At 67.3% G+C, this 15,867-nt stretch carries 13 protein-coding genes and 1 pseudogene; 9 read left to right on the top strand and 5 right to left on the bottom strand.

What is annotated here, in order from left to right:
• Positions 1-14: 14 nt before the first annotated feature.
• The 3 genes from gabT to CYU59_RS26965 all read right to left on the bottom strand — a co-directional run bounded on the left by gabT (position 15) and on the right by CYU59_RS26965 (position 2,437).
• A complete protein-coding gene (gabT, locus tag CYU59_RS26975) occupies positions 15-1,355 on the bottom strand; it encodes a 4-aminobutyrate--2-oxoglutarate transaminase (RefSeq protein WP_293004346.1) in 1,341 nt (446 codons plus the stop codon).
• 100 nt (positions 1,356-1,455) lie between these two features.
• Complete coding sequence (locus tag CYU59_RS26970) at positions 1,456-1,638, bottom strand: hypothetical protein (RefSeq protein WP_293004345.1); 183 nt, start codon at positions 1,636-1,638, stop codon at positions 1,456-1,458.
• Between the two features lie 127 nt (positions 1,639-1,765).
• Positions 1,766-2,437 carry a nitroreductase family protein gene (locus CYU59_RS26965; protein ID WP_293004344.1) on the bottom strand — a complete coding sequence of 224 codons (672 nt, stop codon included), beginning with the start codon at positions 2,435-2,437 and terminating at the stop codon, positions 1,766-1,768.
• A gap of 80 nt (positions 2,438-2,517) precedes the next feature.
• Here CYU59_RS26965 and yajC point away from each other — a divergent pair, with 80 nt between their 5' ends.
• The 7 genes from yajC (at position 2,518) to CYU59_RS26930 (ending at position 11,929) form a co-directional block, all read left to right on the top strand.
• A complete protein-coding gene (gene yajC, locus CYU59_RS26960; protein WP_293004343.1) occupies positions 2,518-2,847 on the top strand; it encodes a preprotein translocase subunit YajC in 330 nt (109 codons plus the stop codon).
• Between the two features lie 121 nt (positions 2,848-2,968).
• Positions 2,969-4,999 (top strand): protein translocase subunit SecD, encoded by a 2,031-nt coding sequence (gene secD, locus CYU59_RS26955; protein WP_293004342.1) that lies wholly within the window; start codon positions 2,969-2,971, stop codon positions 4,997-4,999.
• 4 nt (positions 5,000-5,003) lie between these two features.
• Positions 5,004-6,308 (top strand): protein translocase subunit SecF, encoded by a 1,305-nt coding sequence (gene secF, locus CYU59_RS26950; protein ID WP_293004341.1) that lies wholly within the window; start codon positions 5,004-5,006, stop codon positions 6,306-6,308.
• Positions 6,309-6,312: 4 nt separating this feature from the next.
• Positions 6,313-7,974 (top strand): ABC transporter substrate-binding protein, encoded by a 1,662-nt coding sequence (locus CYU59_RS26945; RefSeq protein ID WP_293004340.1) that lies wholly within the window; start codon positions 6,313-6,315, stop codon positions 7,972-7,974.
• Complete coding sequence (locus CYU59_RS26940; RefSeq protein ID WP_293004339.1) at positions 7,971-8,492, top strand: adenine phosphoribosyltransferase; 522 nt, start codon at positions 7,971-7,973, stop codon at positions 8,490-8,492. The genes CYU59_RS26945 and CYU59_RS26940 overlap by 4 nt, the downstream gene beginning before the upstream one ends.
• A gap of 65 nt (positions 8,493-8,557) precedes the next feature.
• Complete coding sequence (locus CYU59_RS26935) at positions 8,558-10,918, top strand: RelA/SpoT family protein (protein ID WP_293004338.1); 2,361 nt, start codon at positions 8,558-8,560, stop codon at positions 10,916-10,918.
• Between the two features lie 33 nt (positions 10,919-10,951).
• Complete coding sequence (locus CYU59_RS26930) at positions 10,952-11,929, top strand: NAD-dependent epimerase/dehydratase family protein (RefSeq protein WP_293004434.1); 978 nt, start codon at positions 10,952-10,954, stop codon at positions 11,927-11,929.
• Here CYU59_RS26930 and CYU59_RS26925 read toward each other — a convergent pair.
• Positions 11,912-12,640 (bottom strand): annotated as a pseudogene (locus CYU59_RS26925) (peptidylprolyl isomerase); the annotation flags it as partial. The gene CYU59_RS26930 and the pseudogene CYU59_RS26925 sit on opposite strands and share 18 nt — an antisense overlap.
• 74 nt (positions 12,641-12,714) lie before the next feature.
• On the bottom strand, positions 12,715-13,581 hold the full coding sequence (locus CYU59_RS26920; RefSeq protein ID WP_293004337.1) for a peptidylprolyl isomerase: 867 nt from the start codon (positions 13,579-13,581) through the stop codon (positions 12,715-12,717).
• A 109-nt stretch (positions 13,582-13,690) separates the two neighbouring features.
• Here CYU59_RS26920 and CYU59_RS26915 point away from each other — a divergent pair, with 109 nt between their 5' ends.
• Together CYU59_RS26915 and hisS are read left to right on the top strand one after the other, a co-directional pair.
• On the top strand, positions 13,691-14,353 hold the full coding sequence (locus CYU59_RS26915) for an MBL fold metallo-hydrolase (RefSeq protein WP_293004336.1): 663 nt from the start codon (positions 13,691-13,693) through the stop codon (positions 14,351-14,353).
• 58 nt (positions 14,354-14,411) lie between these two features.
• Positions 14,412-15,674 (top strand): histidine--tRNA ligase, encoded by a 1,263-nt coding sequence (gene hisS / locus CYU59_RS26910; RefSeq protein WP_293004335.1) that lies wholly within the window; start codon positions 14,412-14,414, stop codon positions 15,672-15,674.
• Positions 15,675-15,867: the final 193 nt, after the last annotated feature.

Below are 15,867 nucleotides of genomic sequence, written 5' to 3'. Positions count from 1 at the left end.
CGACGGGCACGCCGTCAGAGGTCGGCCAGCAGCCCGATGATCACGTCGAGGCCCTCGGTCAGCAGTTCGTCGTTGATCGTCAGCGGCGGCAGGAAGCGCACCACGTTGCCGAAGGTGCCCGCGGTCAAAACGATGACTCCGGCCGCGTGCGCGGCGGCGGCCAGTGCACTGGTCAACTCCGCGTCAGGCTCGGCGGTGTCGGGTTTGACGAACTCGACGGCGATCATCGCCCCACGTCCCCGCACATCGCCGATCCGGTCGTCGGTGGCCTGCAGCGCCTGCAACCGGTCCTTCATCAGTCGTTCGATTTGACGGGCTCGCTCGAGCAGGCCGTCGGCGTCGATGGTGGCGAGGGTCGCCAGCGCGGCCGCGCAGGCCAGCGGATTGCCGCCGAAGGTTCCGCCGATTCCGCTGGCGTGCGGAGCGTCCATGATCTCGGCGCGACCGGTCACCGCGGACAGCGGCAACCCGTCGGCGATGCCTTTGGCGATGCAGATCAGGTCGGGCTCGAGTCCCTCGTGCTCGCAAGCGAACATGGCCCCGGTCCGTGCGACTCCGGTCTGCACCTCGTCGGCGATGAAGACGACGTTGTTCTGCCGGCACCACGCCAGGAGTGCGGGCAGGAACCCTTCGGCCGGGACGATGAAACCACCCTCGCCCTGGATGGGTTCGATGATGACCGCGGCCAGGTTGTCGGCGCCGACCTGTTTGGCAATGACGTCGATGGCTCGACGGGCGGCGAGCTCACCGTCGGTGGCCAACTCCTTGTCGATCAGCCCGTCACGGTAGGGATAGGAGAGTGGCGCCCGGTAGATCTCCGGCGCGAACGGCCCGAATCCGCTCTTGTACGGCATCGATTTGGCGGTCAGCGCCATCGTCATGTTGGTCCGGCCGTGGTAGGCGTGGTCGAACGCCACCACCGCATCTTTGCGGGTGTAGGCACGCGCGATCTTGACCGCGTTCTCCACCGCTTCGGCGCCGGAGTTGAACAGCACCGAGCGCTTGGCGCCCGAACCCGGGGTCAGCTGGTTGAGCTGCTCGGCGACCGCTACGTACTGCTCGTACGGCGTGACCATGAAGCAGGTATGGGTGAAGTCGGCGACCTGCGCGCTCACCGCGTCCACCACTCGAGGCGCCGAACTGCCCACGGTGGTGACCGCGATGCCGGACCCCAGGTCGATCAGGCGGTTGCCGTCAACGTCTTCGACGATGCCGCCGGCGGCACGCGCGGCGAACACCGGCATGGTCCGTCCAACGCTGGCTGACACGGCCGCTGCACGGCGCTTGGTCAGCTCGAGCGATGCCGGGCCGGGGATTTCGGTGGCGAGATGGCGGCTCTGTTCGACGGCGGACACGCCCAAAGACTAGCTCGGCGACGACGCAGGCCGCGAGGCTCGACGAGATGTCGAGCGGGTGAATCCGCGGCCGCGCCGAACGCCGGGGGCGAGGGTTGGATCAGCCGGCCGCGGTGTGACCGAGTTCGCGGCAGACGTCGCCGTTGGGGTCCCACCACTGGCCGGGGGGACAGTTCTTCGCCGGACCCACACCAATCGGCTGGCACGTGTTTCGGTAGCCGTCAAAATACTGGCCGGCCTCGCAGTTCGGCGGGTCAGCCACGGCCGGAGCTGCGAACGCCACGGCTGCTCCTACTAGAGCGACTGAGCTGGCCAATCGGCCAATAAGGTTTTTCACTTCGGACCTCCTCGATAGCCACTGTGAATGAACTGAAAACAGCCATTTCACTCTTGCCACGTTGCGGCTCGGTCTAAACCTCGAAGACGGGGCCGTCGATCGAATCGACGGTAACAAAGGAGCTCACCGGTTCGCGGCGAAGTCGGCGAGGTTGCCGCACCGGGTAGCCCAACGCGATCACCGCGGCCAACGCCAGCGGATCCGGCGCTCGCAGAATGTCTTTCACCTCATCCTCTGCGCGGATCGCGATCGTGGTGATCACCCCGCCGAGCCCTTCCTCGCGGGCCGCCAGCAGGACGTTCCAGGCGAACGGGTAGATCGATGCGCCGGCGGCGAAGGTGTAGCGGTTTGCGTCGCGATCGATCGCCGCCAGCATCGACAGATCGGCGAACAATGCCAGCAATACCGGTGCCTCGTCGAACTTCTCAGCGAAACCGTTTGGCGCAGCTGGGTTTTCGGCGGCCAGCGCGCGGGCTTCGGCGTCGCGGTCGTTGGTCGGCGACCAGGGCCGCAGACCGGCGGCCGCGAGAGCCAGGTATTCCCGGGAGCCCCGTAGATAGCAGTCCCGCAGTCGGCGACGGTTGGCGGCGTCCTTCACCACCACCACCCGCCAGGCCTGCGCGTTGCTTCCGCTGGGCGCGAACCGAGCATTGTCGAGCACCCGGCCCAACACGACGTCGTCGACATCGCGATCGGTGAACTCGCGCACGGCCCCGGTGGTGCGCAATGCCTCGATCAGTTGCATTGCTCAATGATCAAGCATGTCGACGCCCTGATGGCACACTGGTGACCGTCACTCGACCTCGACGAAAGATCCTTGCCTTCATGAACCAAACGGTTGTCTTCCTACCGATGCTGATCGTCTTGGGGGCGTTCATGTTTTTTGCGTCGCGCCGGCAGAAGCGCGCGATGCAGGAAACGATCGACCTGCACGAGTCGCTGAGCATCGGTGACCGGGTGCAGACGACCTCGGGGTTGCACGGCACCATCACCCAGCTCACCGACGACACCGTCGACCTCGAGATCGCTCCGGGCGTGACGACGACCTGGTCCAAGCTGGCGGTCGCGGGCCGTGTCGAGCCGGAGGCTCCGGACGACGACGACAGCGAACTCGGCGAGCTGGCCGACGATCCGGGCCGACTGCCCAACGACTGAGGTCGACGGCCCGCCACGTACCCTTTCCGGTGCAGTGGAACTGATCGGGGCGCGGGGAGCGAACGGCGGGGCAGCGCCCCGCACCACAGCGCATCGCGCATAAGCGGAGGAGACTCAACACGTGGCATCGCCATCGGCGCCGGTGCACCCAGGCCGCTACCTGGCAGTATTCCTGGTTCTGCTGATCGGCGTCTACCTGTTGGTGTTCCTGACCGGTAACAAGAAGGCCGACCCGAAACTCGGCATCGACCTGCAGGGCGGCACCCGTGTCACGCTGACCGCGCGCACGCCCGACGGGTCGCGGCCGACGCGTGAAGCGCTCTCGCAGGCGCAACAGATCATCGGCGCCCGGGTCAACGGCCTGGGGGTGTCGGGCTCCGAGGTGATCGTCGACGGCGACAACCTGGTGATCACCGTGCCCGGAACGGACGGCAACGAGGCGCGCAACCTCGGTCAGACCGCGCGGCTGTACATCCGTCCCGTCATCAACGCACTGCCCGTGGACACTGCGGGAACGCAGCAGGGCGGCCCCCGGCTGCCTGCCCCGCGGGGCGGTGTCCCCAGGGGGCCGCGCGGCAGGCCGGGCGCACCGGGTCTGCCGCAACCTGGTGGGCTGCCCGGAGGCCCGGGGGCACAGGTGCCCGGAGCGGCGCCCGGCGCACCCGCACCCGGCGCTCAGCCCGGCCTGGTTCCTCCCGGTGGGCCCGCGCCGGGGACGGGTCCTGAGCTGGACCCCGGGTTCGGCTCTGGATTACCCGGCGACCTGCCTCTGTTGCCGGGCAGCCCCGCCGTCCCGGCCCAGCCGCGGCCGTATCCGCAGGACCCCCCGACGCCCACCCCGGCGTCGCCGAACCCCTCCCAGCCGACCGCGCCGAAGACGCCTTCGACGACCGCCCCGGTGCAGCCGAACGCGACCGCCCCCAAGTCGCCGCAGTCACCGGGCCCCGAGACGTCTCCGGCGCCCACGGCCCAGCCCGACCAACCGGTGATTCCGCCGGTCAAGCCGGGTCCGCCCGATCCGCGCAAAGACCTCGCCGAACGGATCGCCAAGGAGCGGGAGTGGCGGCAGAGCACCAATAAGGGCGTCCAGTTCCTGGCGCTGCAATACGAGGCCACCCGCTGCTTCCAGGAAGACATCCTGGCCGGTAACGACGACCCTGCCCTGCCACTGGTGACCTGCGACAAGGAGCACAAGCAGGCCTACCTGCTGGCGCCGTCGATCATCAGCGGCGACCAGATCGAGAACGCCAGCTCGGGCATGGACCAGCGCAGCGGCGGTTACATCGTCGACGTTCAGTTCAAGAGCGGCGCGGCCAACACCTGGGCGGACTTCACCGCAGCTCACGTCGGGACGCAGACCGCGTTCACGCTGGACTCCCAGGTGGTCAGCGCGCCGCAGATCCGGGAGGCCATTCCGGGCGGTCGCACCCAGATCAACGGCGGCGACCCGCCTTTCACCGCCAGCTCGGCGAAGGAGCTGGCCAACGTCCTCAAGTACGGTTCGCTGCCGCTGTCCTTCGAGGCGTCGGAAGCGCAAACCGTTTCGGCGACACTGGGATTGACGTCGCTTCGGGCCGGACTGATCGCCGGCGCGATCGGACTGAGCCTGGTGCTGCTGTACTCGCTGCTCTACTACCGGGCGCTGGGTGTGCTGACGGGCTTGTCGCTGGCCGCCTCCGGGGCAATGGTTTTCGCGATTCTGGTGCTGCTCGGCAGGTATATCAATTACACCCTGGACCTGGCCGGTATCGCGGGTCTGATCATCGGTATCGGTACGACAGCCGACTCCTTCGTGGTGTTCTTCGAGCGGATCAAAGACGAGATACGCGACGGCAAATCGTTCCGGTCGGCCATCCCGCGCGGCTGGGGGCGGGCCCGCCGGACGATCCTGTCCGGTAACGCCGTCACCTTCCTGGCCGCTGCCGTCCTGTACTTCCTGGCGATCGGCCAGGTCAAGGGGTTCGCCTTCACGCTGGGGCTCACCACCGCGCTCGACACGCTGGTGGTGTTCCTGGTGACCTATCCGCTGGTGTCCCTGGCGGGCAACTCCAAGACCCTGGCCAAGCCGGCATTCAACGGTCTGGGCGCGGTGCAGCAGGTCGCGCGGGAGCGCGCGGCGGCCACCGGGTCTTACGCGACGGGACGGGGGTAGCGAGATGGCGTCGAACACCGACAAGAACGCCACTGACGGCTCGGCCGCCGTGGAGATCACCAAGGACAGCGCGCGCGTCGTGCGGGCAAGCGGGAGTGACACCGCGGTCCTGCCGCAGCACAACTTCCTGTCCCGGCTCTACACCGGTACCGGCGCCTTCGAGGTCGTCGGCCGCCGCCGGCTCTGGTATGCGGTCAGCGGAACAATCGTCGCGATCGCGATTCTCAGTATTCTGTTGCGCGGCTTCACCTTCGGCATCGACTTCAAGGGCGGTACCACCGTCTCGTTCCCGCGTGGAACCGCCACCGTCAGCCAGGTCGAGGAGGTGTTCCGGCAGGCGTTGGGACACGACCCGGAGTCGGTGGTGGTCGTCGGCAGCGGTTCCTCGGCGACGGTTCAGATCCGGTCGGAGACCCTGACCAACGACAAAACCGAGAAGCTGCGCGACGCGCTGTTCGAGAAGTACCAGCCCAAGGGCGCCGACGGGCAACCCAGCAAGAAAGCCATTTCGGACTCGGCGGTGTCCTCGACCTGGGGCGGGCAGATCACCAAGAAGGCGGTGATCGCTCTGGTGGTGTTCCTGGTGCTGGTCAGCCTTTACATCACCGTCCGGTACGAGCGGTTCATGGCCATCTCGGCACTGACCACAATGGTCTTCGACCTGGCCGTCACCGCCGGAATCTATTCACTGGTGGGTTTCGAGGTCACCCCGGCCACCGTGATCGGCCTGCTGACGATCCTGGGTTTCTCGCTCTACGACACCGTGATCGTGTTCGACAAGGTCGAAGAGAACACCCACGGCTTCCAGCACACCACCCGGCGGACTTTCGCCGAGGAGGCCAACCTCGCCGTCAACCAGACCTTCATGCGGTCGATCAACACCAGCCTGATCTCCACCCTGCCGGTGCTGGCCCTGATGGTGGTGGCCGTCTGGCTGCTCGGTGTCGGAACGCTGAAGGACCTGGCCCTGGTCCAGCTGATCGGCATCCTCGTCGGCACCTACTCGTCGATCTTCTTTGCGACGCCGCTGCTGGTCACGCTGCGTGAGCGCACCGAGTTGGTGCAGACCCACACGCGCCGGGTACTGCGCCGGCGGGGTCCGGACGCGGGGAAGACGCCGGAGAAGGCGCAGCAGCGAGCCCGGGTGCGCGTCGAATCGAGCGATGACGAAAACGTCGAGCCCGCGGCGGTGTCGCCCCTGGTCGACACCAGTGGGCCCGCGCCCAGCAAGCCGGCGCCGGGTGCCCGGCCCGCACGGCATGCGGCGGGCCGCCACTCGCGTCCGACCGGCAAACAGAACAAACGCTAGACCGATGACTGCCTGGCGTCGGCGGTTGTCCGCCTGTTGTCTGGTGGTCGCGCTGGCGGTGGCCGCACCCGGTGTGCTGACCGGATGCTCCGGCAGCGCCGCGGGGCAGGTGGACTACGTGGTCGACGGCGCGTTGGACACCTACAACACCAACACGGTGGGCGGAGCGGCGTCCGCGGGAGCGCAGGCGTTCGCCCGCACGCTGACCGGATTCGGCTACCACGGGCCCGATGGTCAGGTCATCGCCGATCACGACTTCGGCTCCATCTCGCTCGTCGGTGGTTCGCCCCTGGTGCTCGACTATCAAATCGCCGACAACGCCGTCTATTCCGACGGAAAGCAGGTCACCTGCGACGATCTGGTGTTGACGTGGGCCGCCCAGTCCGGCCGGTATCCCGGCTTCGATGCCGCCAGCCAGGCGGGCTACGTCGATGTCACGTCGATCGACTGCCAGCCGGGCCAGAAGAGGGCGCGGGTGTCGTTCGCCCCCGACCGCAACATCGTCGACTACAACCAGCTTTTCACCGCGACCACGGTCCTGCCGTCGCACGTCATCGCCGACGAGCTCGGCGTCGACGTCACCACCGCGCTGCTCACCAACAACGCTCCGGTTGTCGCGCGGATCGCGCAGCTGTGGAACACCACGTGGAATCTCAAGCCGGGCAACGATTCCGCCATCGCCAAGCATTTACCGTCGTCGGGGCCGTACAAGATCGAGTCGGTGCTCGACGGCGGTGCCATCGTCCTGGTCGCCAACGACAAATGGTGGGGCACCAAGCCGTTGACCAAGCGGGTCACGGTGTGGCCGCAGAAAGCCGACATCCAGGATCGGGTCAACGACAGAAGCGCCGACGTCGTCGACGTGGCCGCCGGTTCCTCGGGCGCGCTGGCCACTCCCGACAACTACCGCCGCACCGACGCGCCGGCCGACGGCATCGAACAGTTGATCTTCGCCCCGACCGGTCCGCTGGCCGACATCGCGGCCCGTCGCGCCGTCGCCCTGTGCACTCCGCGCGATGTGATCGCCCGCGACGCCCAGGCGCCGATCGCCAACGCGCGTCTGCACACCGCCGCCGACGACGCCATCGGCCAAGCCGAAAACGTGCCCCAGGCAGCACAATTCATCAAAGCGGACCCGGTTGCGGCCCGCGCGGAGCTGAAGAACAAACCGTTGCCGGTGCGGATCGGCTATCGGGGGCCCAACGCGCGCCTGGCCGCCATCGTCGGTGCGATCGCCAAGGCCTGCGGCCCGGCCGGCATCACGGTCTCCGACGTCACGTCGGACTCGGTCGGCCCCCAGGCGCTCAAAGAAGGCAAGATCGACGTCTTGCTGGCCAGCACCGGCGGGGCCACCGGCAGCGGTTCGAGCGGCTCGTCGGCGATGGATGCCTACGCCCTGCACACCGGCAACGGCAACAACGTGTCCGGATACACCAACGGCCAGATCGACGGGATCATCGGTTCGCTCGCGGTGTCGGCCGACCCGGCCGATCTGGTCCGCCTGCTCGCCGAGGGCGCGCCGGTGTTGTGGGCCGGCATGCCGACGCTGCCGCTCTACCGCCAGCAGCGGACTCTGCTGGCGTCGAAGAAGATGTACGCCGTCGGAACCAATCCCAGTCGCTGGGGCGCCGGCTGGAACATGGACCGCTGGGTGCTGGTCCGGTGAGCGCGGCAGACCTGGTCGCCGCGCTGACCCGGCAGGTCGCCGACTTTCCCTCGCCGGGCATCCAGTTCAAGGACCTGACCCCGGTGTTCGCCGACCCCGCCGGGCTGGCCGCGGTCACCGAGGAACTGGCCGACGTTGCGTCGGGCAGCGAGGTGATCGCCGCGATCGACGCACGCGGATTCCTGCTCGGCGGCGCCGTCGCCGCCCGGCTCGGCATCGGCGTGCTGGCCATCCGCAAGGCCGGCAAGCTGCCGCCGCCGGTCCGCAGCGAGCACTACCAGCTCGAGTACGGCACCGCGAGCCTGGAGCTGCCCGCCGACGGAATCCACTTGAGCGGCTCCAGCGTTGTCATCGTCGACGACGTTCTGGCCACCGGCGGGACCATCGCGGCCGCTCATCGGCTACTCACGCAGGCCGGCGCGGACGTGCTGACCGCCGCCGTGGTGATCGAACTCGCCGGACTCGGCGGTCGCGACACGATCGCACCACTGCCGGTGCACAGCGTCGGGGTGTTCTGACGGCGGATGCAATGACGCCGGGGATCCGGCGCCGGGCGTTATCCTGAGCTTCGGAGGTGAGGGGCGTGGCGGAGGACAAGGGGACGGCGATACAGCCGCCTACTGAGCCGCTGCAGCTGGCCGACATTCCGCGCTCGACCGAGCAGGGAATAGGCCTCAAGGCACCCAGCAGCGCCTCGCGCCGGGTCCGGGCCCGGCTGGCGCGCCGCATGACCGCGCAACGCAGCACGCTGAGCCCGGTGCTGGAACCGCTGGTCGCGGTGCACCGTGAGGTGTACCCCAGAGCCGACCTGTCGCTGCTGCAGCGGGCCTACGAGGTGGCCGAGCGGCGGCATGCCGACCAGCTCCGTCATTCGGGAGACCCCTACATCACCCACCCGCTGGCGGTGGCCAACATCCTGGCTGAGTTGGGCATGGACACCACCACGCTGGTGGCGGCCCTGCTGCACGACACCGTCGAGGACACCGGCTACACCCTGGAAGCGTTGTCGGGAGACTTCGGCGACGAGGTCGGTCACCTCGTCGACGGGGTGACCAAGCTCGATCGGGTGGTGCTGGGCAGTGCTGCCGAGGGCGAGACGATCCGCAAGATGATCACCGCGATGGCCCGCGACCCGCGGGTGCTGGTGATCAAGGTGGCCGACCGGCTGCACAACATGCGAACCATGCGATTCCTGCCGCCGGAGAAGCAGGCCCGCAAGGCGCGTGAGACACTGGAAGTCATTGCGCCACTTGCGCATCGGCTCGGGATGGCGACAGTCAAATGGGAGCTGGAAGACCTCTCCTTCGCAATCCTGCATCCGAAGAAGTACGAGGAGATCGTCCGGCTGGTCGCCGGCCGGGCGCCGTCGCGCGACACCTATCTGGCCAAGGTCCGCGCCGAGATCATCGCCACCCTCACCGGGTCGAAGATCAGCGCGGTGGTGGAGGGTCGGCCCAAGCACTACTGGTCGATCTACCAGAAGATGATCGTCAAGGGCCGCGACTTCGACGACATCCACGACCTGGTCGGCATCCGCATTCTGTGCGACGAGATCAGGGACTGCTATGCCGCTGTGGGCGTAGTGCATTCGCTGTGGCAGCCGATGGCCGGACGGTTCAAGGACTACATCGCCCAGCCGCGCTACGGGGTGTACCAGTCGCTGCACACCACGGTCGTCGGGCCCGAGGGCAAGCCGCTGGAAGTGCAGATCCGGACCCGCGACATGCACCGCACCGCGGAGTACGGCATCGCCGCGCACTGGCGCTACAAGGAGACCAAGGGCCGCAACGGAGTCCCGCACCTGCAGGCCGCCGCCGAAATCGACGACATGGCCTGGATGCGTCAACTGCTCGACTGGCAGCGGGAAGCCGCCGACCCCGGCGAGTTCCTCGAGTCGCTGCGTTACGACCTTGCGGTACAAGAGATTTTCGTGTTCACCCCCAAGGGTGACGTGATCACCTTGCCCACCGGATCCACCCCGGTGGACTTCGCCTACGCCGTCCACACCGAGGTGGGCCACCGCTGCATCGGCGCCCGGGTCAACGGCCGGCTGGTGGCGCTGGAACGTCAGCTGGAAAACGGTGAAGTCGTCGAGGTTTTCACATCGAAAGCGGCCAACGCCGGGCCGTCCCGCGACTGGCAGCAGTTCGTGGTCTCACCGCGCGCCAAGACCAAGATCCGGCAGTGGTTCGCCAAGGAGCGCCGTGAAGAGGCGCTCGAAACCGGCAAAGACGCGATCACCCGGGAAGTGCGCCGTGGCGGACTTCCCTTGCAGCGATTGGTCAATGGCGGTTCGATGGCCGCGGTGGCCAATGAGCTGCACTACACCGACGTCTCGGCGCTCTACACCGCGGTGGGCGAGGGCCACATCTCGGCCAAGCATGTGGTGCAACGTCTGCTGGTCGAACTCGGCGGGATCGACCAGGCCGAGGAAGATCTGGCCGAGCGCTCCACCCTCACCACCATTCCGCGCCGCCCGCGCAGCGATGACGTCGGCGTCGCGGTTCCGGGCGCACCCGGTGTGCTGACGAAATTGGCCAAGTGCTGCACACCGGTGCCCGGCGACGAGATTCTCGGTTTCGTCACCCGTGGTGGGGGAGTCAGCGTGCACCGCACCGACTGCACCAACGCCACTTCCCTACAGCAGCAGTCCGAGCGCATCATCGAGGTGCGCTGGGCGCCGTCACCGTCGTCGGTGTTCCTGGTGGCCATCCAGGTCGAAGCGCTCGACCGGCACCGGCTGCTTTCCGACGTGACCCGGGTGCTGGCCGACGAGCGGGTGAACATCCTGTCGGCGTCGGTGACCACCTCGGCCGGTGACCGGGTTGCGATCAGCCGCTTCACATTCGAGATGGGTGATCCCAAGCACTTGGGACACCTGCTCGACGTGGTCCGTAATGTCGAAGGCGTCTACGACGTCTACCGGGTGACGTCAGCGGCCTGACGGGTGACGTTGGCCGGACAGCGCGCGCTGGTGATGGGCGCCAGCGGCAACGTGGGTGCCTGCGTGACCCGCCACCTCGCCGCCGACGGTGCCGATGTCCGGGTGCTGCTGCGAAAGACGAGTTTTACCAAGGGTATCGACGGGCTCGACGTCGAACGCCGCTACGGCGACCTGGTGGACAGCGCCGCGGTCGCCGACGCGATGGCGGACCGCGACGTGGTCTACTACTGCGTGGTCGACACGCGGGCCGAACTGCGTGATCCCGCGCCGCTGTTCCGCACCAACGTCGAGGCCCTCCGGCACGTCCTCGACGTGGCGATCAGGGCGAATCTGCACAGGTTCGTCTTCCTGAGCACCATCGGCACCATCGCGGTCGGCCGCAACGGCGAAACCGTCGACGAAGACACCCCGTTCAACTGGGCCGATCAGGCCGGCAGCTATATCGAATCACGTCGCGCCGCAGAGCAATTGGTACTGACTTACGTAGCTGATCACGGCCTGCCGGCCGTGGTCGTCAATGTGTCGAACCCGTACGGTCCGCCCGATTGGCAACCGCGGCAAGGGATGTTCGTCAAATTCGCGGCGCAGGGCAAGCTGCCGTTCTATGTACGCGGCGTCGGGTCGGAAGTGGTCGGCATCGACGATGCGGCCGACGGTCTGCTGCTGGCCGCGCAGCGTGGGCGCGTCGGGCAGCGTTACATCATCTCCGAGCGTTACATGAGCCAGCGCGAATTGGTGACCATCGCCGCGCAGGCCGTCGGTGCCCGTCCACCGCGACTCGGCCTGCCGATGGCGGCGATGTACGGATTCGCCCGGCTGTCCGATGCGGCGGGAGCGATGCTGCGCAAAGACTTTCCGATCAGCATGCAGAGTGCGCGGCTGGTGGAGTTGACCTCCCCGGCCAGTCACGCCAAGGCGACTCGGGAACTCGGCTGGCATCCCGCTCCCACCGAAGACGCCATCCGGGCTGCCGCCCGCAACTACCTCGAGCGGTCAGTCCCGGCGGGCTGAGGTGATCGTGACTTCGTTGGCGGGTTTGCCGTCGTCGCCGCCGCCGGCGACGCCACCCGAGGCGATCTTGTCTATGACGGCAAGCCCGGCGTTGCTGATCGTGCCGAACACCGTGTAATTGGGCGGCAGCAGCGAGTCCCGGTAGACCATGAAGAATTGGCTGCCGTTGGTGCCGGGCCCGGCGTTGGCCATCGCCAGTGTGCCTCTGGGATATACGACCGGCTGCTGCAGGGCCGGGTCGCCGGGCGGATACTGAATGGTCGGAAATTCGTTGGCGAATTGATAACCAGGGGAACCGGTTCCGTCACCTTTGGGGTCCCCGCACTGCAACACCGACAGCGCACGCGCAGTCGTCAGCCGATGGCATTCGGTGTTGTCGAAATACGCCTGGTGCGCGAGCATGACGAAACTGGTTACGGTGCAGGGCGATTCGTTGTTTGCGAGCTCCAGCCCGATCCGGCCGCGATCGGTGACGATGGTCAGGCCGATTTGGGCGGGTTCGGTCGACGCCTTGCCGCTGGGCGGCGGGGCCGCCTGTTTGCCGCCTGTCTCGTTGGTCCGCGGATACTGACAATTCGCGCCCACGGCGGGTGACGGAAAGAACGGCGGCAGCTTCGGCCCGGTCACCGGTGCCACCGGAGGCAGGGTGGTGGTGGGCGGCGGCGCGGCACTGCTCGACGAGCTCGCGGCCGACGAGCCGGAGTGGCGGTGGGTGCATGACGCCACCGTGACGGCCAGCGCGACGATGCCCAGGGCGGCCACGATTCGGGTGATTTTCATCGTCCTCAGTCCAGTAGTACCGATGTCACGGTGACCTCAGTGGCCGGCGGGCCGTCTTCGCCGCCCCCGGCGACGCCGCCCTTGGCGATCTTGTCCAGGGTGGCGAGGCCGTCCTGCTGGATCTTCCCGAAAATTGTGTAGTCGGGTGGCAACAGGGTGTCCTTGTAGACCAGGAAGAACTGGCTGCCGTTGGTGTTCGGCCCGCTGTTGGCCATCGCCAGCGTGCCGCGAGGATAGATCACCGGCTCGCGCGCCGCGGGGTCGTTCGGCGGGTACTGGTCGGTCGGGTACTCGTTGGCGAATTTGTAACCCGGTCCGCCGGTGCCGTCGGCGCTCGGGTCGCCGCACTGCAGGATCGACGATGACGCTCCCGTGGTGAGGCGGTGGCATTTGGTGTCGTCGAAGAACTTCTGCTGCGCCAGGCTCGCGAAACTGTTTACGGTGCAGGGCGATTCATTGTTGGCCAGCAGCAAGCCGATGTGGCCCTGGTTGGTGACCATGCTGACGCTGACCTGCGCCGGGTCGGTGGGCACCTTGCCGGTCCTGGGTGGCTTCACCTGCTTGGCCGCCGCCTCGGCCGGCGGGTACTGGCAGTTGGCGCCGAGATCGGCGGCCGGCTTGAAGGGCGGCAGGGCCGCGCCCGCCGGGGGAGGTGCGGAGCTGGTCGACGTCTCGCCGGCGGCGGTCGCCTTCTTGTCGTCGTGACTGCTCAGGACGACGGTGACCACGATCGCGACGACCACGACCACGGCTGCAACCGATCCTCCGACGATGGCCAGAGTGCGACGACGACGGGCTTGCTGGGCGCGGCGTTCGAGTTGCCGCTCCAATTTGCGCTTGGCTGCTGCACGTCGCTGTTCGTTACTCGGCACCGCCTGTCCCTTCATGATCGCGGGTTTGAATCAGACCGAGTGTGCCAGTTCACGCTCAACAGGGGTGGCGCGACCCGTCCGCGGTCGGCGAGATGGGAAACTGGACCTCGTGTTCATCACGGGATTTCCCGCCGGGTTGCTGCAGTGCAATTGCTACGTGCTGGCGCCGCACCCCGGCGCCGACGCCATCGTCGTCGACCCCGGCCAGCGCGCCATGGGTCAGTTGCGGCGCATCCTGGACACCAATCGGCTGACTCCGGCGGCGGTGCTGCTCACGCACGGCCACATCGACCACATCTGGTCGGCGCAGAAGGTGTCCGACACCTTCGGTTGCCCGACGTACATCCACCCCGAAGACCGATTCATGCTGACCGACCCGATCAAAGATTTCGGGCCGAAGATCGGCCAACTGCTGCTCGCGGCGATCTTCCGGGAGCCCAAGCAGGTGATCGAATTGGATCGTGACTCCGACAAGATCGATCTGGCCGGCATCAGCGTCACCGTCGACCACACGCCGGGCCACACCAGGGGGTCGGTGGTGTTCCGGGTGAGCGGCGATAAGGAGATGGCGTTCACCGGCGACACGTTGTTCCAGCGATCGGTTGGGCGCACCGATCTGTTCGGCGGCAGCGGACGGGATCTGTTGCGCTCGATCGTCGAAAAGCTGTTGGTCCTCGACGACGCCACCGTGGTACTGCCAGGTCATGGCAACTCCACCACCATCGGCGAGGAGCGGCGGTTCAACCCGTACATCGAGGGGCTCAGCCCGTGACCGCCGGTGCCGCCGAACAGGGCAGTGCGATGCGGATGGAAAAGCAGGAGCGGGGCAATTGACCGAGTTCTCCGCGCCGAAGGGCGTACCTGACTACTACCCGCCGGACTCGGCCCGGTTCGTCGCCGTTCGCGCGGCGCTGCTCGACGCCGCCCGCACAGCCGGATACAGCGATATCGAGTTGCCGATCTTCGAGGACACCGCGCTGTTCGCCCGCGGGGTGGGCGAGTCGACCGACGTGGTGTCCAAAGAGATGTACACCTTCGCCGATCGCGGCGAACGCTCGGTGACGCTGCGCCCGGAGGGCACCGCAGGGGTGGTACGCGCGGTGATCGAGCACGGTCTGGACCGTGGCGGGTTGCCGGTCAAGCTCTGCTACGCCGGTCCGTTCTTCCGCTACGAACGTCCACAGGCGGGCCGCTACCGTCAGTTGCAGCAAGTCGGTGTGGAAGCGATCGGCGTCGACGACCCCACCCTGGACGCCGAGGTGATCGCTGTCGCCGACGCCGGATTCCGATCGCTGGGCCTCGACGGATTCCGCTTGGAGATCACGTCGCTGGGAGACGACACCTGCCGGCCCCAGTATCGGGAACTGTTGCAGGACTTCCTGTTTCACCTCGACCTCGATGAAGAGACACGCAAGCGCGCCGAGATCAATCCGCTGCGGGTGCTCGACGACAAGCGTCCTGAGATCAAGGCGATGACGGCTGACGCCCCGGTGATGCTCGACCATCTCTCCGATCAGGCCAAGCAGCACTTCGACACCGTGCTGGCCCACCTCGACGGGCTCGGTGTGCCGTACGTGATCAACCCGCGGATGGTGCGCGGGCTGGATTACTACACCAAGACCACGTTCGAGTTCGTCCATGACGGACTCGGCGCCCAGTCCGGTATCGGCGGTGGTGGTCGCTACGACGGGCTGATGCGTCAGCTCGGCGGACAAGACCTGTCCGGCATCGGATTCGGCCTCGGCGTCGATCGGACGTTGTTGGCGTTACAGGCCGAGGGTAAGCAGGTCGGGATCACGGCGCGTTGCGATGTGTTCGGCGCTCCGCTGGGCGAGCAGGCCAAGCTGCGGCTGGCGGTGCTGGCCGGGCAACTGCGTGCGGCCGGGGTGCGGGTCGATCTGGCCTACGGTGATCGCGGGCTCAAAGGCGCGATGCGGGCGGCCGACCGGTCTGGCGCGCGGCTGGCGCTGGTGGCCGGTGACCGCGACATCGAGGCCGGCACGGTGGGGATCAAAGACCTGACGACCGGCGATCAAGTCGACGTGGCGACCGATGCTGTTGTTGCCGACGTGGTTTCGCGCCTGTCGCGCTAGCGTCCCACCTCGTCTCGTCTCGTCTCGTCTCGTCTCATCTCATCTCGCCGAGATCGACGCTGACGCGAGGAAGTGCGAGGCGGTTTCAAGGTTTGGTTGCAACAGTGGATTCTGTTGGTGGTGACAGTAGTAGTTGGTTAACTCGGTTGGTGGGGTTGTCCCAGTTGAATCGTTTTCTGGCTCGTCCGTTGAG

It is taken from the genome of Mycobacterium sp., assembly GCF_002863225.1.
Lineage (GTDB): Bacteria > Actinomycetota > Actinomycetes > Mycobacteriales > Mycobacteriaceae > Mycobacterium.
The sequence above is the reverse complement of the archived record's forward strand: the minus strand, read 5'-3'. Positions and strand labels throughout refer to the sequence as shown.